Raw genomic sequence first — 22533 nt, 5'->3', positions numbered from 1 at the left:
TCGTATTCGGAAACGGATTTCCTGAATCCATTTAATTATTCAATCAATATAAGGCGAGCTAAGTTTCGCTTAGATTATGTAAATTGCATGCGACATCCATAAACATTTCAGTAATTGAGACACAAAAACCCCATACTATTAGGGGATTACTCCTGACTTTCAAAGTACTTTAAAAACCTGTAGGTTCAAACGAAGAAACACAACAAGTAAAACAAATAAACGCTCCCAAATTTGCTGCAATGCAACATCAACCTGCAGCACAAATACCTCTTTGATATTCCTTACTCGAAGGAATATCAAAGTAACAATGTATATTTGGAGGACAACATATGCTTCGTCTGATGCTACTTCGCCATGCCAAATCTGATTGGAGTGACGATGTCCTTCATGATCATGACCGCCCTTTAAACACGCCGGGCTGGAAAGCAGCATCGCGAGTTGGAGCGCATTTACACCAACATGAACTTCTTCCAAAACTAATCCTCTGCTCCACTGCTTTGCGCACTCGGCAAACACTTATGGAACTTATGCCGTACCTGAGAGGCGATACGCGCATACAACTGATGAGAGATCTCTACAATTCCAGCGAAGGCGATTATGTCGACGCGATCCGTGCCTATGGTGGTGGCTATAGCTCAGTTCTGGTAATCGGCCATAATACTGCAATGCAAGATACTGCCACGGAATTGACAGGCAAAGGCAACCCTGAGTACATGCATCAAATTCAATCCAAATATCCAACAGGTGCTCTCGCCGTCTTGGATTTTGAAGAACATCGCTGGTCGCAGATTGAACGGAAAAAGGGACGGATTATCTCGTTCTTTCAACCGCGCCACTTGCAAGCTGTCTCCCGCTCCTAAAACCGACAAAGAGGCTAGGGGACAATTTATAAACTCCTTGCAATTGCATTCCTTCTAAGGACACACCACATCGTCTTTTGGAGGATGAGTTGTGAGCCCACTGAATTCATTATTTAAAAACGCCAAGCTGGCTTTGGCTGATGCCCAGACCGCCGTTGATAATATGACGGAGTCTGCAAAAGATCTAACCATTCCAACTGTGCGCTTGGGTGTTACTGGATTGGCAAGGTCCGGAAAGACCGTCTTTATCTCAGCACTGGTGCACAATCTGATCGCCGGAGGCCGCTTACCTTTGTTTGATGCAGCCGGGACAGGACGATTGGCGCAAGCTTACCTGCAGCCACAACCTGACGACAATGTTCCCCGTTTCAACTATGAGCAGCATATTGAGACGTTGACTAGGGATCGCCTCTGGCCGGAATCCACGCACCAGATTTCCGAACTCCGCCTTACATTGGAATACGAGTCCGCCACGTTTTTTAACCGCCAATTCGGCCACGGTAAAATTCATCTTGATATCGTCGATTATCCCGGCGAATGGCTGTTAGATCTTGTTTTGTTAAGACAGGACTTCCGCCGTTTCTCGGAAGAGGCCATCAAACGCGCAAAAGCAAGACCAGACCTGTCCGGCGATTTCCTGTCTACTCTGGCCAGACACCAAAATAACTTACATGATGTGTTCTCTGAGGACATCGCACGCGAACTCGCCACCACATTCACAACCTATCTGAGCCGGTGCCGCGAAGATGAAAACGCCTTATCCATGTTGCCTCCAGGTCGCTTTCTCATGCCGGGAGATATGAAGGGCACCCCAGCCCTCACCTTTGCTCCGCTCGATCTCGGCAATACGCACATCAAACCGAAAGCAAACACGCTTTTGGCCATGATGGAGCGCCGTTACGAGGCCTATCGCAAGCACGTTGTGCGTCCGTTCTTCAAAAACCATTTCGCAAAATTGGATAGGCAAATTGTTCTTGTTGATGCTCTGACAGCCATCAACGCAGGCCCGGATGCGCTGGACGATCTCAACAATGCCCTCTCCGAGATCATGGGGGCGTTCCGTCCCGGCAAATCCAGCTGGCTGTTTTCTATCATGAACCGAAAAATTGATCGGATCCTGTTTGCCGCCACCAAAGCGGATCACCTCCGCCGCGAAGATCACAATCATCTAGAATCTCTCCTTCAGCAGCTGGTACAAAAAGCAATCAACCGCGCAGAGTTTTCAGGTGCTCAGGTGGAGACACTGGCAATCGCGTCCGTCAGAGCGACCAAGCAGGCAACCGTGCATCATGAGGGCGTTGAAACCCCGGCACTTCTGGGAACTCCCATGCCCAATGAAACCATTGGTGAGATGGCGTTTAACGGAGAGGAGGAAGCTGCAATCTTCCCCGGTGATCTGCCAGAAGATCTTGACGATCTGTTCTCAGAAAAGAGCAGCGCAACAGATACTGAAGATCAGGCCTCTTTGAAGTACGTGCGCTTTCGCCCGCCAAATCTGGAACGAACAGCGGAAGGCATAACACTATCGCTTCCGCATATCCGCCTGGACAATGCACTGGAATTCCTGCTGGGAGACAAACTGGCATGACCGCAAAGAAACCAACACAGCAAAACCCGAAGGTTCGGCGGGCACCCAAGGCCTTCAAACTCGATGATACATCCGTTCGCTTTGAGGATGAGTTTGCCGATGAACCGCTTTCATCTGAAGCCATTGTCGCCCCGGAAGCCGAAAATGCTCTTTCCACTCAGCAACTGGCAATTGCGCCAGAACCGAAACCCACTCAGAGCAGATGGGGCAGAATCCTTGCCATTGGCGGCGGCGGTTTGGTCTCCCTTGCAGTTGGTCTGGCCATTGACGGATTGATAAGAGAGCTGTTTGCCCGCTACGAATGGCTGGGCTGGGCAGGTGTTGGCTTAACTTCAGTTGCCTTTCTTGGCTTGTTTGGGCTGGCCTTTAAGGAATGGCGCGCACTCGCTCAGCTGGAACACATCGACCACATCCGCGATGACCTGCAAGAAGCTGCAGACAACAACAGCGATAAAGAAGCCCGCGCCGCCATCAAAGCCCTAATGTCTCTTTATGCAGACAGGCCGGAAACCGCTCACGGACGCGCCCTGCTCAAAGGCCACATGCAAGAAATCATTGATGGCCGCGATCTGGTGAAGCTGGCAGAGCGAGACCTGTTATCACCGCTAGATGCTCGCGCCAGAATGATCGTTATGGAAAGCGCCAAGCGCGTCTCCGTTGTCACCGCCCTTTCACCCCGTGCATTGGTGGATATTCTTGTGGTGCTTTACGAGAACCTGAGGATCATTCGTCGCGTGTCCCGCTTATACGGAGCACGCCCCGGAGCTCTCGGCTTCTGGCGCCTTGCACGCGATGTTGCAGCCCATCTCGCTGTCACCGGAGGCATGGCCGCAGGAGACAGTTTGATTGAGCAGTTTATTGGGCAGGGTCTGGCTGCAAAACTCTCCGCCCGTCTGGGCGAGGGCTTAGTCAACGGCTTCCTCACGGCACGCATTGGCGTGGCTGCAATCCAAACCTGCCGTCCCGCTCCCTTTGTCGCGTCCAATGGACCTAAGCTTTCTGAGTTTATGAGCGAGATCACCAAATCCGCCCCTGATAAGTCCACCGATGCGGGTTAAACAATGCAGCCATTTGCGGGCAAGGGACTTCTTAATTATCCTTTTTCCCAAGGCAGTCACTGAGCACTCGACAGGAAGCCGCCCCTTCGCATAATCTGCCCCTATGTTTATTCAGTTTTTCGAAGAGCTCAAATCCGCTGGCCTGCCCGTCTCCGTTCGCGAATACCTAACGCTTATGGAAGCGCTGGATGCTGATCTGGCAGGCAAACGGGTTGAAGATTTCTATTTCCTTGCTCGCACTACTCTGGTGAAGGACGAATCCAATTTGGACAAGTTTGACCGCGTATTCGGTCACACGTTCAACGGTCTTGATCTGATGAGCGAAGTTCAAACCACGGATATTCCCGAGGAATGGCTGCGCAAGCTCACCGAAAAACACCTCACCGAAGAGGAAAAGCAACTGATTGAATCCATGGGTGGCTTTGAAAAACTCATGGAAACATTACAGAAGCGCTTGGAAGAACAGAAAGAACGCCACCAAGGCGGCAGCAAATGGATCGGCACCGGTGGCACCTCCCCATTTGGAGCCTACGGCTATAACCCGGAAGGCATTCGCATCGGGCAGGATGGCAGTCGCCATCGCCGCGCTGTCAAAGTGTGGGACAAGCGTGAATTCAAGGACCTTGACGACACAGTCGAACTCGGCACCCGCAACATCAAAGTCGCCCTCAAACGCTTGCGTAAATTCGCTCGCACCGGGGCAGCAGAAGAACTGGATCTGGACGGAACAATCAAGTCCACAGCTCACAAAGGTTTGCTGGATATTCAGATGCGTCCGGAACGCCGCAATGCGGTGAAGGTGCTGCTGTTCTTTGATATCGGCGGCTCAATGGATGACCACATCCGCGTTTGCGAAGAGCTGTTCTCCGCCGCCAAAACTGAATTCAAGGTGATGGAGTACTTCTACTTCCACAACTGCCTTTATGAATACGTTTGGAAGGACAACAACCGACGCCACACAGAGCGCATCAACACCATGGATGTGCTGCATAAGTACCCAAGCGATTATAAGATTATATTCGTAGGTGACGCGTCCATGAGCCCCTATGAAATCAGCTATCCCGGCGGTTCAGTGGAACATTGGAACGAGGAAGCGGGCAGCCTCTGGATCAAACGGGTCACAGACCTTTACCAAAGAGCAATCTGGCTTAACCCGGTTCAGGAAAAGCATTGGGACTACACTCATTCCATTGGAATGATGCGGGAACTCTTTGAACAACGCATGTATTCCCTCACTCTGGAGGGATTGGATTCGGCCATGAAAGAGCTTGTGCGATAATAAATGCACAACCTGTGCGATTTAGCTCTCCCAACGCCACAAATTTCAAACTAGACTGGCAGTCACTTTAATTTTTGACGCGCTCACAGATCTCCAGCCAAGCTGGGCGCAAGCTGGCTGCGTTAGGCAATGTATGCACCCAACGAGCTAACAGAGGCGATGCCATGAGCAAATCAATGTTTAGGCGCACTCCCGCACTAATAGCCGGGTGCAGCCTGTTTCTACTGGGAACAGTTGTTGCACCTTCAGCATTCGGCGCGTCAATACCTGCACTCAATACCCTCATCCCGGCGCTCATCATTGAAAGCTGCCTCGATAAAACCGACGCATCTTTGGATAGCCCGGAGTTTATTGATTGCCTGACCAATACATTGACGGAAAATGCGGAGGGCAAAAACGTCCACCGCAGCGACCCAACCCATCGCCCGTCAACTGCCAACCATATCACGAACACACCTGACGGGCTGGACAACACCAACGTGGTGGTCTGCTCCTCAAACAATGCCCAATACACCAAATGCCGCGTCTCCAATGCTAACCGGAATTACGTTCAACTGCTGCGTCAAACCTCAACGGCGCTGTGTAAACTGAACGAAAGCTGGGGCGTTGTGCCGTCCCATCTTTGGACAGATAAAGGCTGCGCTGGCATCTTCTACCTTGGCAACAAGCCTTACGCTCCCAAATCAGATAAAAAAGTGAGTGCCAGTTCATCCTCACTCAAACGGCGCGTACAGGCTGCGAGCTCAGGTGGGTTAATTACACCAATCCCTCAATTGCCAGAATTCACCAGTGATGGCTGGCGTAAATGTGCATTGGAGTTCCAAGTCTGCGAACTGCCATATCCAACAACAGTTCGCTTCGGCAAACCCGGCGCATTCTATGAAAAGAGCGGCAAAGGGGATGTTCACTGCAGAACAGGAACGTTTGGCGACCCTGCCCCCAATGCAAGAAAGGCATGTTATTACAAGCTGAAGCAAGACAGCAGCTCTCCTAAAGCAACACCACCAACACAGGTTGTGGCGCAAGATCTGCCTCCGCTGGAAAACAGCTTGCTCGCCCCACCAGATGAGCAAACCACCAGCGTTGCAGAACCTCTTTGGAAAGCACGCAGAGCCTGTTCAAAGCTTGGTAGCAAGATTATCGCCAGTAAACTCTCCCTCTCTGAATTGCCGCCAGTGTATCTAGGCCTCGGCACATTCAACAACACGCAGATGAACCAGAAACCTGTTCTGGTTCGCACAGGCGACAAGCTCGCCGGGCGCGGCCTCTACCAAAATCAGGGCCTGTATACGCCTTTCAACTTTTCCTGCGCACTCAATCGCAGTGGCAACACCGCCCAGCACTTTGTTTTCCATGAACAAAACGCGGACCTGATCACGCAAGACCTGGTCCCGAACCTAGATAGATTCTCCAAAGAGAAAGCCTCTCTGAATGGCTATGATGGTTCATACGTGTGGGTAGCTGGTCTGCCAGTCGGAGAGGGTGACAAAGGCGCCGTACTGGTGCATGGAGTTCCGGAAACCGACGACATAGACTTCTATGCCCGCTGCTTGGCGGGTAGTGGAGATGTGGAGATCATGTTTCAACAAACAGTGCCAGACCTGAAGGAGGGCGACAGTCTTCTGATCTCCCTAAACACACGTCGCTTCACCGAAAGTTTTGTAGGTGTTGGCAGTGCGCTGGAACCCGAATCTGGAGTACCGTTGCCACTCCTCTTCCTGAACAACGGCTCATCCCTGTGGAACCGTATGGCAAGAGACACCGAACTCAAAATCAATCTGGCTGGATATGCCACCTACAACGTGAGCCTAAAAGGCAGCGCCAAGCCAGTCCGCGATTTCATCCGTGCATGCAGCGGATCTAGATAACCTATTGAGGTTTGAAATATTTGCCCGGTGTCGTGCCAAAAGCCTTGCGAAACTGCGAGATAAACGGGCTTGCTCCCTCATACCCCAGTTTATGGGCAACATCACCAACACTGTACCCAATTGAGAGCAACTCCAGCGCGCGAAACAGCTTTGCTTGCCCGCACCATTTCCGATAGCTCCAGCCTGTTTCAGCAAAAAAGCGCCGCTCAAATGTCCTTTGAGACATCAACGTCCTCTCTGCCGCATCCGCCAGACTTGGCAAATGAGCCGGACAAGAAATGATAGACCGGCAAAGCGCTTTCAAATGTTCATGATGAACGGGCATAGGTAGCTGCAACGGCGCATCCGGCAAGCTCTGCAATTGATCCAGAATGACTTCAGCAATTCGAGCCGTAGGACCATCCAAAGCATAATCACGCGGGGCAGCCATCAACTCCTGAATAAGCTCCTTCAAAAGCGGCGTTACCTGTATCACCACAGGGTCCGGCGAAAGCGAACCCAGCAGGTCCTCCCGCATATACAGGCTGCGAAACTGCGTTTTGACCGGATAGACGGTTCTATGGGCCATTCCACCGGGAACCCAAACCGCCCGCTCGGGTGGAGCAACAAATGTCCCCTCTTCTGTGAAGACAGTCGTGGCTCCCTTGACAATATGGACCAACTGCCCCCGAGAATGAGAATGGGCTTCACCTTGCTCGCCGCGCGGCATTTCCACCGCATAGGCAACAATAGGTTGCGAAAGCTCATGTTGGGGAAGTGTGTAAACATCCGCATGAATTGACATCAGGATACCTTTGGCGAAACCGAGATATTTTTTGGCAAACTAATGCTAACACGTAAATATAGTTATCCCTTATTTAATTACGTAGTTAAACAAAAGATCGAAGCTCATGTTCAATATCTTTAAAGAAATCCGCGCCGATTGGCGCTCCCCATTTGTTTTCCTGCTGGTTCTTACCGTTGCCTCACAGCTCTCGTTTTCTGTGTGGTGGAACCTCATCAACAATTTTGCAGTAAACACACTTGACTTTACAGGTCAGGAAATCGGCATTCAGCAATCAATCCGCGAAATACCGGGCCTGCTGGCCTTTACTGTCGTCTTCATGCTGTTGATTTTCAAAGAACAAACCTTCGCACTTATGTCGTTGGCTTTGATGGGTGTTGGCATTGCAGCAACGGGCTACTTCCCGTCATCCATTGGGTTTTACGCCACCACTTTGGTCATGTCCTTCGGCTTCCATTACTATGAGACACTGAAACAGTCTTTGTCTCTGCAATGGCTTCCTAAAAAAGATGCACCAGCGTTATTGGGCAAAATCCTCTCCGTCTCTTCACTGGTATCCCTGTGCATCTACGGGTTGATCATGTTGAGCTGGAAGACATTTGACCTGTCTTACAAGGATCTCTTCCTTGCTGGCGGCATCGCAAGTGTGGCTCTAACGCTTTTTGCGGCCTTCGCATTCCCACATTACAAAGCCCATGTTGAGCAGAACAAAAAGCTGATCCTACGCAAACGCTACTGGCTGTACTATGCCCTCACCTTCATGAGTGGAGCACGTCGCCAGATCTTTACAGTGTTTGCGGGCTTCTTGATGGTGGAACGCTTTAATTTTGACGTACATGAAGTAGCTGGCCTATTCCTCATCAATGGCCTCATCAACATCTATGTCGCCCCCAAAATTGGCTCCTTCATCGGCCGAGTAGGCGAACGGACCGCCCTCACCTGTGAGTACGCTGGCCTGATCATCGTCTTCCTGTCCTACGCCTTCGTCACCAACGTGTATGTCGCCGGAACACTCTACGTGGTTGATCATGCATTCTTTGCCATGGCGATTGCCATGAAGACGTATTTCCAGAAGATTGCAGACCCTGCTGATATCGCCCCGACTTCTGCTGTTGATTTCACCATCAACCACATAGCAGCGGTCGTAATTCCGGTCGCATTCGGCGCAATCTGGCTTTACTCCCCAACCATGGTGTTTATCGCCGGTGCATCCATGGCAGTCGTGAGCTTGATCCTGAGCCGCATGATTCCGCGCCATCCCGAAGCTGGAAACGAAACAGTTTGGATAAATGGTTCACGGCCACAAGCTGTTGGTGCTGAATAAGAAAGCCGCTGCAAACAAACAAAAAAGGCTGATCCAATGGACCAGCCTTTTTGAGTTCAAACTGCTAAAAGATGGCTAGCTCTGGTTCTCTGGAATATGAACCACAAGGCCATCGAGTTCATCACTGACTCGGATCTGGCAGGAAAGCCGGGATGTATCGCGGACATCCTGAGCGAAATCCAGCATGTCTTCTTCCATTGGTTCCGGCTCACCTGTCTTACCACTCCAGGCAGGGTCCACATAAACGTGACAGGTCGCGCAAGCGCAGGCACCACCACATTCAGCTTCAATTCCAGGCACCATGTTCTTAATCGCGTTTTCCATAACGGTAGAACCGGCAGCAGCATCCACCTCATGGTTTTCACCTGTTGAGGTGATGAAAGTAATCTTTGGCATATTTTAAGTCGTCCCGACCCTGATTGGCTTATTATGTTGTCTTCAGATACAGGCAGGCGCGCAGCTATTCAAGAACTTCTGCTGAAGCGGGTATAGTCAAAGTGGCGCAATTTTCGCAAGAAACGTGCTCGCAGCCTTCAACTGCTGCAAATCCAGTTTCACCAACCCGATTTGATTTCGGATCGGCTCCATCGCGGGAACAGCTCCCACTGCAGCCTGTGCTTCCCCTGCCTCCAATGCGTCCCCAAGCGCAAAAGCACCAACACCGCGGGCTGATCCCTTGAAGCGATGAAGAACGCCACGCAAAACTTCTGAAGTCACGACATCAGACAGAGTTGAATCGAAGTCTTCGACCTGCTGATTGAATAGTTCGAGGATCTCCTCCTGCAACTCAGGGTCATCAAAGGTCACGGATGAGAAGTGATCCCTGCATATTGCTCTTGTATTTCCATGTAGTTCTACCATCAAGTTTACGTAGCGCCTTCCAACAGGACCAGGTGACTCAAAGTTATAGTGATACCGGGGAAGTTGATTCGCGAAGATGACTCAAAACTTATCACCACGATGACTCTGCAGTGACTCCACCCCTCAATTCCAATGGGCAACGGAATCTATTCCCCAAAAGAAAACACAGGTTTTTATTTTATGGTTAACAAGCCCTTATCGTCCAAATTCAAATCTAGACTCACCCACCGACTGCCCGCTTTCAGTGCCATTACACGCTAAAATTGACAAGGTGCTCTGTTAAAAATGGTTAACAGTATTTTTCGAACCGGCATCCTTTTGCAAAAGCGCCCACCCCTTTTCAGTCAGCTTGCATACCAACCAATCTGGCTTCAATGGGTTGGAAAACCAAGGCTCCGCCCAACCCGCAGCGATGCAAGCACGCACAGTTGCAGAAGGCACCTGTCGACCACTGTCATCGTACAGGGGTAATTTCCCACCTGCTTCGTTAAGACCTTGCCTTAACCATTTGACTTGTGTGGGACTCGGTCCACGAGATGCAATAGAACCTACTGGTGATTTTTCGCGATTAGGCAGAGTGAGTTCCCCCCAAAATTGCCGCCTGTGACTTATCGTGGGGCATCCACAAATGGCGGTAACTTCTGTTGTGCAGTCCTACGGATTGTGCCATTAGGTTAAGGGTAGCTGCAAGGTGGGGACCTCTAATTCTTAATGCCTCGTTAATCTTAACGAGGTGAATAGATTCTGGAAACTCCCTGTTTTTGGCCCAAGAAGTTCAAGGTGCTTTACAACCGAACCCCTGAATATTCGACGGTCATATTGTTTGTTCTGATTTGTCCGGCGTTCTTGTTTGGGAAAGAGCGCCATCTGGCATTGGCAATCACTTGCGGCGGCGTCGCTGGCACAAAGGCGAAATAGTGTGCTGACGACCGATGAGTAAAGAGTACGGACGCGAGGCAAGTTATGGCGAACACCCCGAAGGCGAAAGCTCCATCGGAAGTGGCACTGTCTGCGGTAGAAGAAGCCCTTCAGGCTGATTTTAACGCTCCGCAGGACACCACTTTATCCAATGATCAGGAAAGCAAGAGCGCGGACAAACCACCAATGTCTGCAAGCCCTGCACAGGAAGTGACGAATACACCTCCGCCTTCTGATAAAAAGCTATCTGAGTTGGTTGAAGAAAACCAAGCACCCAGACAACTTCGTAAACGGGGTCGAGGTGGACGCCCACCGACGGCAAGCAACGATGACCGCCAGTCTATCGGCTCATTGATGTTTGCTCTGCAACGCAAACCATCTGCGGCTCCGTTCTGGTTCGCATTTGCCGTTTCCGTTGTATGGGCAAGTCTTGGCCTTGCAATGTCCTGGGAAGCTTTCGCAGCTCAGCTGGAAAAATCCTCTTCCTTTGCAGGTGTATTCGAGAACCCAACGCTGGTTCTTGTCTCTGTCCTTATTGTTATTCCGATTACGTTCGCATGGGTCATGGCACTTCTGTTCTGGCGTGCGCAGGAAATGCGCAACGTCGCGAGAGGCATGACAGAGGTTGCTCTTCGTCTTGCTGAACCAGAAGATGTTGCCAAAGAAAGCATTTTGAACGTTGGTCAGGCTATTCGCCGCGAAGCCGCAGCCATGGGCGACGGTATTGAGCGGGCGATTGCCCGCGCCAGTGAACTTGAAGTTCTGATTCATAAGGAAGTCTCTTCTCTGGAGAACTCCTATAATGACAACGAACTGAAAATCCGCCGTCTTGTAGAAGAACTCGTCAGCCAGCGCGAAGCCATTCAGGCCAATGCAGAACTGGTGCGCGAAACCATCTCCGGCTCTCACGAAAACCTTGCATCACAGCTCGCAAACACATCAGAGGAATTCGCCTCCTCTGTAGATCGCGCCCGGGAACGCCTCACCGGATCGATCGATGCAACGCTTGAGCAGATGACAAGCAAGATCGAAACCCGCGTCTCAGAAGTCACCGACAGCTTTACAGAAGCCGGCAGCGACATGGTCTCCTCGCTGACCCTGCGCTCCGACGATTACGTTGAGCGCTTGACGTCAACCGGATCTGAACTCGTCGAAACACTGGCTGACACTGGCTCCCGGCTTTCTGAAACGCTTCAGGAACGCGGGTCCTCTATCAACGACACATTCTCCTCCACCGCAAACTCGTTCATTGATAATCTCACCGAGCGTGGCACGGACCTCAACACCCGACTTTCAGAAACTTCTGAAGCTCTTGTCAATAATCTGGCAAGCCGCAGTGAAGAAATCACCGGCACGCTATCTGCAACCGGCACTGAAATCGTCGATGGCCTCACCAACCGTGGCAATGAAATCAGCGAACTCCTTGCAGAGCGCGGTGACGCACTCAACACAACACTGGGAACAGCTGGCGCTGAACTGTCAGCCACAATTACCCAGCAGACGGACGCAATGAAGGGTGCACTGGAAGCTCAGGGCTCCGAGCTGACCAACTCCATTGAGACAACAGTCAGCGCTGTTACAGAGCAGTTTACGGGTGCAAGTACTCAGCTGACCGAGACTCTGGTGACGACATCCTCCGATGTAACCCAGCAGATCTACTCTGCAAACGCACAGCTGAACACCTCACTGACCAATGGTCTTTCTGAGTTCACAACAAGTGTGTCCGAAACCAGCTCCGAACTGGCCCAGACCCTCGTCATCACAACCTCTACTGTTACTGAGCAGATCAATGAGGCAAACTCTGCCCTCACTGGCACACTCAACACATCTGTACAGTCCATCAGCGACGTTGCAGAACAGGCAAGCTCGAAGGTTGTCGATACGCTGAACACTGGCGTTGCGACGTTGACCGAAAGCGTTTCTGGCGCAACTGCAGAACTTAGTGCAACGCTGACAAACACAACAGCTGCCGTTACCGATCAGATCAACAGCGCAAACGACACTTTGAATGAGACAATGACCCTTGGTGTTGTTTCCATCAACCAGAGTGTCGAAACGGCTGGCTCTGCACTGACAACGACACTGCTCACAGCCTCCAACGAAGTGACTGAAAAGATCATCACGGCCAATGACAACCTTGGAGCAACCCTCAAGGATGGCGTTGAAACCATTACACGTACAGTGGATGGCGTAAGCGGTGAACTTTCCCAGTCTTTGGACACAGGCGTTGAGCTTTTGTCTCAGACCGTAACTGGTTCAACTGTTGCCATTGCCGAGACAATGGAAAATGGCGTAAGCAACCTCAACGAGTCTGTTTACAACGCATCTGCTCAGATCTCTGAAACTCTGGATACCAGCGGTAAGAGCTTTACAGCGTCCGTATCTGGTGCAACTGCAAACATCACAGACGCATTGGAAGACGGTGTAAACAACCTCAGTTCCGTTGTCTCCACTGCGAACACTCAGATTTCCGAGACTCTGGAGACCAGCGCAAGCAGCTTCACAGCGTCCGTATCTGGTGCAACTGCAAACATTACTGATGCACTTGCAGGCGGTGTATCCAGCCTGAGCGAAACTGTTTCCGACGCTAAGTCCCAGATTTTCGAAACCCTGGACGGCGGTGTCAGCCATCTTAGCCAAACAGTTAACTCTGCAACCACTCAGATCTCAGCAGCACTGGAAGGTGGCGTTGGCGACCTCAGTGAAACAGTTAACTCCGCAACCTCCCAGATCTCGACTGCGCTGGACAGCGGCGTCTGCACCCTCAGTGAAACAGTCAACTCGGCAACCTCCCAGATATCCACGACGATGGATAGCGGCGTAGGCAGCCTGAGCGATACTGTGAACACTGCAACCTCCCAGATTTTCGCGACACTGGAAGACGGAGTTGGCAACCTCAGCGAAACAGTCAACACTGCAACCACCCAGATCTCCGCGACACTGGAAGGTGGTGTTGGCGACCTCAGCGAAACAGTCAATTCTGCGACCTCCCAGATCTCAACAGCTCTGGATGGCGGCGTCTGCGCCCTCAGCGAAACAGTCAACTCTGCAGCTTCTCAAATCTCCACGACGATGGATAGCGGCGTAGGGAACCTGAGTGATACTGTAAACACTGCAAACACCCTCATTTCTACAACGCTGGAAAGCGGTGTGGGTAGCCTGAATGAGACCGTGAACTCTGCGGCCTCTCAAATTTCAACAACTCTGGACAACAGCGTTGGCAACCTTAGCGAGACAGTCAACTCGGCAACCTCCCAGATCTCAACTACTCTGGACAGCGGCGTTGGCAGCCTGAACGCGGCCGTAAGCTTTGCAACCTCCCGGATTTCAACAACACTGGACGGTGGTGTTGGCAGTCTGAATGAGACCGTAAACTCTGCAAACACACAGCTGACAGATACGTTGAACCTGACCGTGACGCAGGTTGCAGGTCAGTTCGACACCGCAAATTCTCAGCTGCACGAAACACTCGAAACCTCCATCTCTGGCATTACAGAGCATTTCTCCACCGCAAGTACCCGTCTGTCAGACGAGATCCTCACACGCGGCGAAGAAATCAATGCCAACCTGTCTCTTACAAGTGGCCGCCTGATCGACACGATCACCGGACGTACGGAAGAGATGATGGGCGTTGTCGACGAACGTGTGACCAATCTGGACACCGCCCTGCGCGCCACTGGCGAACAGGCAGCAGACGGCATTGCAAACCGTGGTCGCGAGATCAACGAAGCAATTGCAATCCAGTGCACAGACTTCATCGACACACTATCCCATCGCTCTACGGAAGTTTCTGAAGTTCTCCGTGGCACAGGCGACAGCATCATTGCTGATCTGTCCCTGCGCGGTGGTGACATTGCCACCCGCCTTGATGAAACAGCCACCAGCCTCGGCTCAACCATCACTATTAGTGGCGGCGCATTGGCTGATCGTCTTGGGTCCGTCAGCACGCAGATCTATGAAAGCATCACAATCAACGGTGCTGAACTGGATCAACGTCTGGCAGAACGCGGCGCTGAAGTTGCTGAAACAATCAGCACACAGACATCTGCCTTCAAAATTGCTCTGGAAAGCACAACAGCTGACATCACCGGCGCACTTGGTCTGCGGACTGAAGAACTGGCTGACAAGCTGGCTGATACAGGTACTGAGCTTGCCTACCTCATCGGGTCCCGTGGTGAACGTGTAACAGCTGACCTGAACGAGATCGGTGATCGCATCACCGAAACCCTTGATGTTCGTGGTCGCGCACTGAACGACGGTCTGGCAAGTCGCCTTGCAGAACTGGAACAGGTTGTTACTGAAAACGGTTCCGATCTTGTTCAGTCTCTGGATTTGCGCAGTCAGAACCTTGGCGCTTCCTTCGACAGCCGTATTCAGACACTGGACGCAACGCTCGAAGAACGCACCAGCAATTTCGAACAGAGCTTCGATACGCGCGCAATTGCCCTGACAGAAACCATCGAAAGTCGCACCACCAAGCTGACCGATGCTGTGGAACAGGGTACAGGCATCATCGCAAGCACTCTGGAAGAGAAAACCCAGTCCATCTCCAAGATTTTGGAGGATCGCACCGACCTCATCGCGATCAATCTTTCCGAGCGTGTGGAGCAAGTTGGCGTTTCCCTTTCCAATCGTGCAGAAAAGATCGGCGAAATCCTCGCAGAGCGCAGCACGACCATCGAAGAAACAATCTCCACGAGCCTGTCCACCTTCAATCAGGCTGTTGGCGACAAAGTCGAAGCGGCTGCAACCGTTATTTCCGATCGTGCCGAGCATCTGTCAGAATCTTTGTCTTCCGGTACCGACCGTATTGACCAAGCTCTGGATGCCCGTGCCAAGCAGATCTCCGAGACACTGGTCAACCGCACCCGTGAAATTGCCAAGGCATTCCACGATGGTCAGACCGAGATCAACGAAGCACTCGACAGCCGTTTGGAAGAAGCTGGCAGCATCATTGTGCAGCAGTCCAAAAACCTCACAGACGCCCTGTCTGAGCAGGTTGCAGAGATCAACGTCTCTCTTGGCTCCAAAGTCTTTGAAGTCGCTGAAACGCTCGACACCCGCTCCAAAGCTCTTGAGGCAATCCTCACCGATCGCCTTGAAGCCATCTCCACCACCATGGGTGATGAGAGCGAAAAGGCAGCCGGTACGCTTACAACCGCAATGGCAGAGGCGACCTCTTCTCTTGGCTCCGAAAGCACCCGCGTTCGCGATCTCATCCTTGAGGTTGTTGGACAGGCATCCGACCGCCTTGCTCAAGAACGCGACCTTACAACCGAGAAGGTTGTCAGCAGCGTAGAGCAGCTTTCCGGCACATTGAGCAAAGAAGGCGAACGCCTTCAGGAAATCGTTTCCAACTCCATTGGTCAGGCACGTCACTCTCTGGAAGGCGAAGGCGAGAAAGCCGCAGCAGCCGTCACGCAAGCGATGGCATCTGTTCGTGGCACACTTACCCAGGAAAGCGACCAGGTTGCAGAGCGCGTACTGGCAACGGTTGCGCAGGCAGCCAACACCATGGCCGTGGAAAGCGAAAACGCACGCGCCATGTACTCAGCAACACTGGCACAGATGTCTGGTGCGCTGACAGGCGAAAGCGACAAGGTTCGGGGCGATCTGGCTGATACCATTGAACTGGTCACTGGCCGTCTCTCCGCAGAAAGCGAACGTTCCAAACGGATCCTCGCAGAATCTGCTGAAGATGTCCGCAAACTGCTGGCTGGCGAAACGGACGAAGTTCGGGCCCGTGTCTTCACCACCATCGAAGAAGCTGCAGGAACCTTGTCCATCCGCGTTAAGTCTGTTGCAGATGAACTGCTTGCCAAAGCAGAGAACCTCAACGACGCATTCGGCAGCCGCTCTGCTGAGCTTTCCGAAATCATCGGCAAGGACGGCAGCGAGCTCATCACGGCCATCGAGACCCGCGCCCATGACCTCACCTCCCGCGTCAACGAAGTGCAGAACGCAATTCTTGATGCTGTGACCGTGAAGGGCCGCGAAGTATCCGATCGCTTCGCTCAGAACGGTCTTCAGGCAACCCGTGACCTCGTTGAAGCGGGTGAGAAAATCGCCACTGTCATCGACGAGCGCAGCAACATTGCAACCACTCGTTTGGACAGCAGCCGTGAGCGCATGCAGTCTGACATGAATGTCTTGCTCAACGCGGTTGCTACAAAGGGCCATGAAGTTGCTGAAAACGTCACACGTCAGGGTGCAGTCGCCACGCAAGCACTCACCCAGACCATCGACGGCATCGGCAACACCATCGAAGATCGCACTCGCATGGCTGTGAATGTGATGACAGGAACCAAAGAACGTCTGGAAACAGATGTCTCTGAAATCCTGACACGCCTGAACGCATCCAACGGTAACCTTCGTCAGATCCTCTCCAGCGCAAGCGAGAACCTGTCTGAAGTTGAAGTCAATCTGGCGCACCGTGCAGGTGAGTTCAGAACCGCGATTGATCGTGCTGTCACCGAGACCGAGGCTGCAAACGCAACCATCGAAGTTCAGGTCGGTCAGCTCCGCAACACAACACATACTGTGCTTGCTGATGCAGCGAAAATCGCAGGCCGCATGGAAAACCAGAACCAGCTTCTCGGTCAGGCTATTTCCGACCTCGAAGCAACCAACAACCACGTGGACAGCCGCTTCACTGACCGCCGGATGGCCATTGAGATGGTTGCAGACACCCTTATTGAGAAGACACAGGGTGTCGAACAACTCATGGCCAATTACACCGAAACTCTCGGGGATACCCTGGAAGTGGCGGACGACAAGGCCCGCGAAGTTTCTGGCATGCTCCGTGCAGCTGCAGAAGCTGCTACCAAATCTGTCACTGAACAGTTTGAGAGCATGCGCATGACAGCTGGTATGGAAGGTCAGAAGGCACGTGATGCTGTTCGTACAGCACATGATGATATCCTCCGCGACATGAAGTCCACTGTGACTGAGGCATCTGAACGCTTTACAGATGCAACATCCCGGATGCGTGAAGTTGCCCGCTCTGTTCATCACGAACTGGAAGCAACCCGCAGCGAACTGAACGCAGGTATTCTGGCCCTTCCAGAAGAAGCAGAAGCCTCAACATCCGCTCTGCGCCGCATCGTAAGTGAGCAAGTGAAAGCGCTGGAGGAACTCTCCACCATCGTGTCTCGCCAGTCCTCTCAGTTTGATGTGTCCACGCCAGCCGAACCAGCCCGTGTTGTGAATGCAGCACCGGCGGCAGTCTCTGCTCGCAGTCAGTACGCTGGAGAAGTTGCAGCACCAACCTTGCAGCAAGTTGCAGCAAGCCCTGCAAAAACAGCACGTATGGCACCTGCCCCGCGCCGCATGGAAGCTCCGGCCCCGCGCGTAATGCAACGGGCACAACCAGCCGCACCAACACAGGCAAACGGCACACCAAAAGGCTGGATCAGTGATTTGCTCCGCCGTGCGTCAGACGACGAAGACGGTATGGGCGCAGCCCAAACGCCGGATACGTCCAACACACGCACCCCGCAGCACATGGTGGAATCCCTCAACTCCCTGAGCATGGACATCGCTCGCGCAGTTGATCACGAAACCTTTGTTGATCTGTGGGAGCGGTACAAACGCGGTGAGCGGGACGTCTTCACACGTCGCCTTTACACCCTGCAAGGACAGCAAACCTTTGATGAGATCCGTCAGAAGTACGGTCGCGATCCTGAATTCCGCGGCGCTGTAGAGCGTTATATTCAGGACTTCGAGCAGCTTCTCTCTCAGGTCTCCAAAAGCGACACCGATAATCAGCTTGGTCAGACGTACCTGACCTCTGATACCGGCAAGGTCTACACCATGCTGGCACACGCAAGTGGCCGCTTCGACTAAGCTGAACTGCCATTACACTATAAAAAAGGCTCCTGACATTTTCAGGAGCCTTTTTTGTATGTTTATGACGCTGCGATCAAAGCTGGCAACACCCATTGCAGCTGGTTGGTTCTATGCAGAACGGCAACAATTCAGCTAGCAAGCGTAAGTTCTAAAATAAAAGGATTTGCCATGTGCAACCAGAAGGGCTCAGCCCAACCTACAGTATTGATAGAAAATGAGAGCGTCAAAATCACCGAATGGCGTTTTAAAAACCAAGGTGACAACACCGGCTGGCACCGCCATGCCTTCGACTATGTTGTCATCCCGTTATTCGATGGCGTACTTGAAATTGATCTGGGAAATGGCAAAAGAGACCACGCCCTCATGCAGAACGGGATACCCTATTTCCGCGAGGTTGGTGTGGAGCATGATGTGATCAGCATGAACGAATTTGAATGCGCATTTGTTGAAGTCGAACTTCTGAAAACCAAGGAATAAAATCGTTCCCCTTGCCAGCTTGAAACCGCAGCCGCGGGAATCACCCTAGAAAATGCCATCACGACACACGCCAAATTCGGAACTCATGTAGCAACAGACTGCGTGAACTAATTTGCCTTGGTTGCCGCATCTTCCGCAGGCACAGCTGCCGCAACCACTTGACGTTTACCCGGAGCTTGTTGCTTGTTCAGTTCAGCCCGCTTAGCCGCCGCTGCAGAGCGCGGCATACGACCAACGGTGATCAGAGACCAACTGGCAATTTGAGCCAACACCTGATCCGAGGCTGCATTCAACGCCGGGATAGCATCACCAACACCATCACTTGTTGTAGGCACTTCAGAGGCAAACACACGCATCGCCACAGAGCGACCGTCACGATCATCCACCAGCCTTGCGGAAACTTCCACATAGGCCCGTGAACCGCCATTCACCTGTAGCTCAAAGGCCCGCAAAGTGGTCTGCAGTTGATAATCAATCAACAATCCCTGTCCCGGCTGAGAAACACCGCGCAGTTTGCCTGTATTCTCCAGTGTCTCAATCAATTTGGCCTGAAACACCCGTGGCAAAGTATCCGACCACGCAACCTTCGGGAAATAGGAGTAAACCGGTCCACCCTGCGTCACGGCAATATTGGTGGTGTCGAGAGCCTGCAACGCCACTGGCGTAGCAACAAGCACCTGATAGTCAGAGCGGCCCGCTTTCACAGGCACATTGCGCGGAGCCGTAAGCCCATAAAGCGCCTCTGGGCCACTTGTCCCGCACGCTGCCAAACCACTCAACAGAACGGCGCTGACCACTAGTTTTGTAATTGCCGTACCGAACACGCTGAGCTCCAGCCTACATCTCTTGGCACCCCGGATTGTCCCGAGTCGTCCACTTATGATTTTGTCAAACATTTCAAAAAACTCAACGCCGCTGCGCACCATTAAAGACAGGTGTGTCCGATCCGCCGAAAATTACACGATTTGGGTTACGGTCAAAATTACTAACCGCGCGCCTAACTTCTATAAGTGTTTGATTTAGTTGCTGCATCGCTGCTGTAAAGTCCTGTCCACCTTGCTGACTTAGTTTCAACAGGGCAGCCGAAATTGGCTCTGCACGCTTGGCAAAAGCATCCGCAACCTTCCGAATAGAGGCTGCAGCATCAGTTGCTTCCTTGATAAAGCCCTGCCCATCAGCAGAAACCATGCCATCAACCTTCTCCAAAATTGAATTCACGCGAACCGAAGCAGCATTGAGATTGGTCGCAATGGACTTCGCCTGATCAATGACCTTATCAACGTCAGGCACCTTCTTCTTCAGCTCGGTAGCCATGTCACTGACAGATTGTGCCGCATTTTGAATCTGATCAATAGCCTTACCGATTTCAGGTGCTTTAGCTGCAAGGCTTGTCGCAACCGTATCCGCTGAGGCAATGATATTGGAAACCTTCGCCGGATCAATCGCCGCCAACACGTCCTTGGCATTGGAAATCAAGCCATTTGCATTTTCCATCGTCTCGCTCAGCTGATCAGAAGCAGAACTCAAATTATTGCCAGTGTCTTTGGCGGAGACAATAACACTATCAATCTCCTTGGTACGCCCGGCCACCGTGTCACTCACCTTGCGAAGGTTTGCAGTCGCGACACCCGCATCATCAATGACTTTAGCGATCACCTGATCTTTGTCAGCCAGCGTTTTGGTAACCTTTTCGACAGAGCTAACGATGTTGCCGATTTGCTCGGACTTCACCATGCTCAAAATACGATTTGCGTTCCGCGTTGTTGTCACGATCTCGTTAGAGGCAATCTCGGCATTCTTAACGATCAGATCAATGGCATCCTTGTTCTTCGTCAGCTCTTCCGTCAACTGCCGCGCATTATCAGCAACAACAGAGGCAGAGGAAAGCATGCTATTGATGTCACCGCGGCGCTCGGTCAAAACACCACCAAGGTCAGCCGCGCCTTTCAACGTGCGCGCAACATCTTCCGGTTTAATCGCTGCGATGACAGCTTCAATCTGCTCAAGCTCATCAACCAGCTCAGTCGAAAAATTCAACAATTGCTCAGAGGCAAGCTTGCCGTTTGCTATAATATCGCCAACACCATCTGCAGAAACAGACAGCTTTTTGGTCATAACCTCTACATTGCTGACGATATCGCCAAGTTTGTCCGGAGGCACATTTGCAAGCAGTGCCTCACCACGGTCAACCAATTTGCCAATGCGCCCCGAAAGGCCAGTCAGCGCCTTGCTGGTTTCCGTCACGCCCGCGAGAAAATCATCAACACCCTTGGCATTCTTTGCCAAAGCGTCCGTAAAGACTTCAACGTTTTTGATGGTCTTTTGCACTTCAGGACGCGCCGTCATCACCAGCTCATCAATATGCGCCAGCGTCGAATCCGCCTTACGCATGATATCCTTGGCGCCTTCCAGAAGGTCTTCAAACTGGGACCGGCGCGCATACATAACCGGAATAGTGTCCCCACCCTTTGCAAAGATAGCTGGCGACTGGTTAGAGCCGCCAGATAAATCCACATAGGCCACACCCGTCAGACCGGTAAACCCGAGGGAAGCAACCGTGTCACGGCGCAGCGGAGCCGCAGCATCAACGCGCACAATCGCAACAACAAGTTTCGGGTTATCCTGATCATAGGTGAGTGCGCTCACATCACCAATTTTAATACCGTTAAACAGCACCTGCCCGCCAATAGGCAGGCCGGTCACAGCACCGGGGAAAATAATTTTGACATCACGGCGGCTGGATCGATCGCCTGCGCTGAGCAACCAGAACGAAAACAGAAACGCAATTCCGACAACCACAAGAACGAAGCCGCCAATTGCGATATTGTTAGCACGGGTTTCCATGCAATCTCCTCATACCCGCTTAAGGGCGCGAGCCCCGCGGAAGTAGGATTTCACCCAAGGGTGCTCCACCTGCAACATATCTTCAATGGTGCCCTCAACCAAAACCCTACGCTCGCCCAAAACAGCAATACGATCACAAATACTGTGTAGACTATCTAGATCGTGGGTAACCATGTAAACTGTGAGCCCCAGAGTTTCTTTAAGTTTTACAATCAGTTCATCAAAATCAGCCGCCCCGATAGGGTCAAGTCCAGATGTGGGCTCATCCAAAAACAACAAATCAGGGTCAAGCGCGAGAGAACGAGCCAAAGCAGCTCTCTTAATCATCCCCCCGGAAAGTTCAGCGGGAAATTTATCAGCAGCATCCAACGGTAGGCCAACCATCTCAATTTTCAGCAGGGCCAATTCATCCCGCAACCGGGAAGACAGCTTCATATGCTCTCGCATAGGCAACTGCACATTCTGCTTAACGGTCAGCGACGAAAACAAAGCACCTTGTTGGAACAGAACGCCCCAGCGCTGCTCCATTTCTCGTCGCATACGATCAGTAGCACTATCAAAATCCTGCCCAAAGACCTCAATACTACCGGACTTCTTTCTCGTAAGGCCCAGCACCGTTCGCATCAAAACAGATTTACCCATGCCCGAAGCGCCGACAAACCCCAAAACCTCTCCGCGATAGACATCTAGATTGAGGTTTTCCAGCACAAGCTTGCTTCCAAAACCAACGGTTACATCACGGGCGCGGAGCAAAATCTCCCGATCCCCTTTGGGATGCTCTGCCTGCGGTTCCGGTGGGAATTGAGTGTGGTCATCTCCCATAC

The 22533-nt window shown here is 52.0% G+C and carries 14 protein-coding genes; 8 read left to right on the top strand and 6 right to left on the bottom strand.

Going from position 1 to position 22533, the window contains the following annotated elements; translation table 11 throughout:
* Positions 1–329: 329 nt before the first annotated feature.
* The 5 genes from BLS62_RS24715 to BLS62_RS24695 all read left to right on the top strand — a co-directional run bounded on the left by BLS62_RS24715 (position 330) and on the right by BLS62_RS24695 (position 6653).
* A complete protein-coding gene (locus BLS62_RS24715) occupies positions 330–860 on the top strand; it encodes a SixA phosphatase family protein (protein ID WP_093187510.1) in 531 nt (176 codons plus the stop codon).
* 91 nt (positions 861–951) lie between these two features.
* Positions 952–2448, top strand: coding sequence for a YcjX family GTP-binding protein (locus BLS62_RS24710; RefSeq protein WP_093187507.1), 1497 nt, complete (start codon positions 952–954; stop codon positions 2446–2448).
* Positions 2445–3506, top strand: coding sequence for a YcjF family protein (locus tag BLS62_RS24705; RefSeq protein WP_093187505.1), 1062 nt, complete (start codon positions 2445–2447; stop codon positions 3504–3506). The genes BLS62_RS24710 and BLS62_RS24705 overlap by 4 nt, the downstream gene beginning before the upstream one ends.
* Before the next feature lie 103 nt (positions 3507–3609).
* Positions 3610–4785 (top strand): vWA domain-containing protein, encoded by a 1176-nt coding sequence (locus tag BLS62_RS24700; RefSeq protein WP_093187502.1) that lies wholly within the window; start codon positions 3610–3612, stop codon positions 4783–4785.
* 176 nt (positions 4786–4961) lie between these two features.
* A complete protein-coding gene (locus BLS62_RS24695; RefSeq protein ID WP_093189572.1) occupies positions 4962–6653 on the top strand; it encodes a DUF3011 domain-containing protein in 1692 nt (563 codons plus the stop codon).
* A gap of 1 nt (position 6654) precedes the next feature.
* Here the strand turns inward: BLS62_RS24695 and BLS62_RS24690 are convergent, their stop codons facing one another.
* Entirely contained in the window at positions 6655–7437 is a 783-nt protein-coding gene (locus BLS62_RS24690) for an AraC family transcriptional regulator (RefSeq protein ID WP_093187499.1), read from the bottom strand.
* A 106-nt stretch (positions 7438–7543) separates the two neighbouring features.
* On the opposite strand from BLS62_RS24690, the gene BLS62_RS24685 reads away from it, so the two are divergent.
* Positions 7544–8761 carry an MFS transporter gene (locus BLS62_RS24685; RefSeq protein WP_093187496.1) on the top strand — a complete coding sequence of 406 codons (1218 nt, stop codon included), beginning with the start codon at positions 7544–7546 and terminating at the stop codon, positions 8759–8761.
* A 75-nt stretch (positions 8762–8836) separates the two neighbouring features.
* Here BLS62_RS24685 and BLS62_RS24680 read toward each other — a convergent pair whose 3' ends face one another.
* Both BLS62_RS24680 and BLS62_RS24675 read right to left on the bottom strand, forming a co-directional pair.
* Positions 8837–9157 carry a 2Fe-2S iron-sulfur cluster-binding protein gene (locus BLS62_RS24680; protein WP_093187494.1) on the bottom strand — a complete coding sequence of 107 codons (321 nt, stop codon included), beginning with the start codon at positions 9155–9157 and terminating at the stop codon, positions 8837–8839.
* Between the two features lie 96 nt (positions 9158–9253).
* Positions 9254–9568, bottom strand: a complete 315-nt coding sequence (locus tag BLS62_RS24675; protein WP_093187491.1) for an Hpt domain-containing protein — start codon at positions 9566–9568, stop codon at positions 9254–9256.
* Positions 9569–10585: 1017 nt separating this feature from the next.
* Here BLS62_RS24675 and BLS62_RS24665 point away from each other — a divergent pair.
* Together BLS62_RS24665 and BLS62_RS24660 are read left to right on the top strand one after the other, a co-directional pair.
* Complete coding sequence (locus tag BLS62_RS24665; RefSeq protein ID WP_208991083.1) at positions 10586–18385, top strand: apolipoprotein A-IV repeat region-like domain-containing protein; 7800 nt, start codon at positions 10586–10588, stop codon at positions 18383–18385.
* Between the two features lie 171 nt (positions 18386–18556).
* Positions 18557–18865, top strand: coding sequence for a cupin domain-containing protein (locus BLS62_RS24660; RefSeq protein WP_093189570.1), 309 nt, complete (start codon positions 18557–18559; stop codon positions 18863–18865).
* Between the two features lie 107 nt (positions 18866–18972).
* Here BLS62_RS24660 and BLS62_RS24655 read toward each other — a convergent pair whose 3' ends face one another.
* The 3 genes from BLS62_RS24655 to BLS62_RS24645 all read right to left on the bottom strand — a co-directional run bounded on the left by BLS62_RS24655 (position 18973) and on the right by BLS62_RS24645 (position 22531).
* Entirely contained in the window at positions 18973–19689 is a 717-nt protein-coding gene (locus BLS62_RS24655) for an ABC-type transport auxiliary lipoprotein family protein (protein ID WP_208991082.1), read from the bottom strand.
* Positions 19690–19771: 82 nt separating this feature from the next.
* A complete protein-coding gene (locus BLS62_RS24650; RefSeq protein WP_093187486.1) occupies positions 19772–21709 on the bottom strand; it encodes an MlaD family protein in 1938 nt (645 codons plus the stop codon).
* Between the two features lie 9 nt (positions 21710–21718).
* A complete protein-coding gene (locus BLS62_RS24645) occupies positions 21719–22531 on the bottom strand; it encodes an ABC transporter ATP-binding protein (protein WP_093187483.1) in 813 nt (270 codons plus the stop codon).
* Positions 22532–22533 lie beyond the last annotated feature (2 nt).

Source organism: Pseudovibrio sp. Tun.PSC04-5.I4, assembly GCF_900104145.1.
Taxonomy (GTDB): Bacteria; Pseudomonadota; Alphaproteobacteria; order Rhizobiales; family Stappiaceae; genus Pseudovibrio.
Note: the sequence above shows the minus strand (reverse complement) of the source record. Positions and strands in the feature narration are given on the sequence as shown.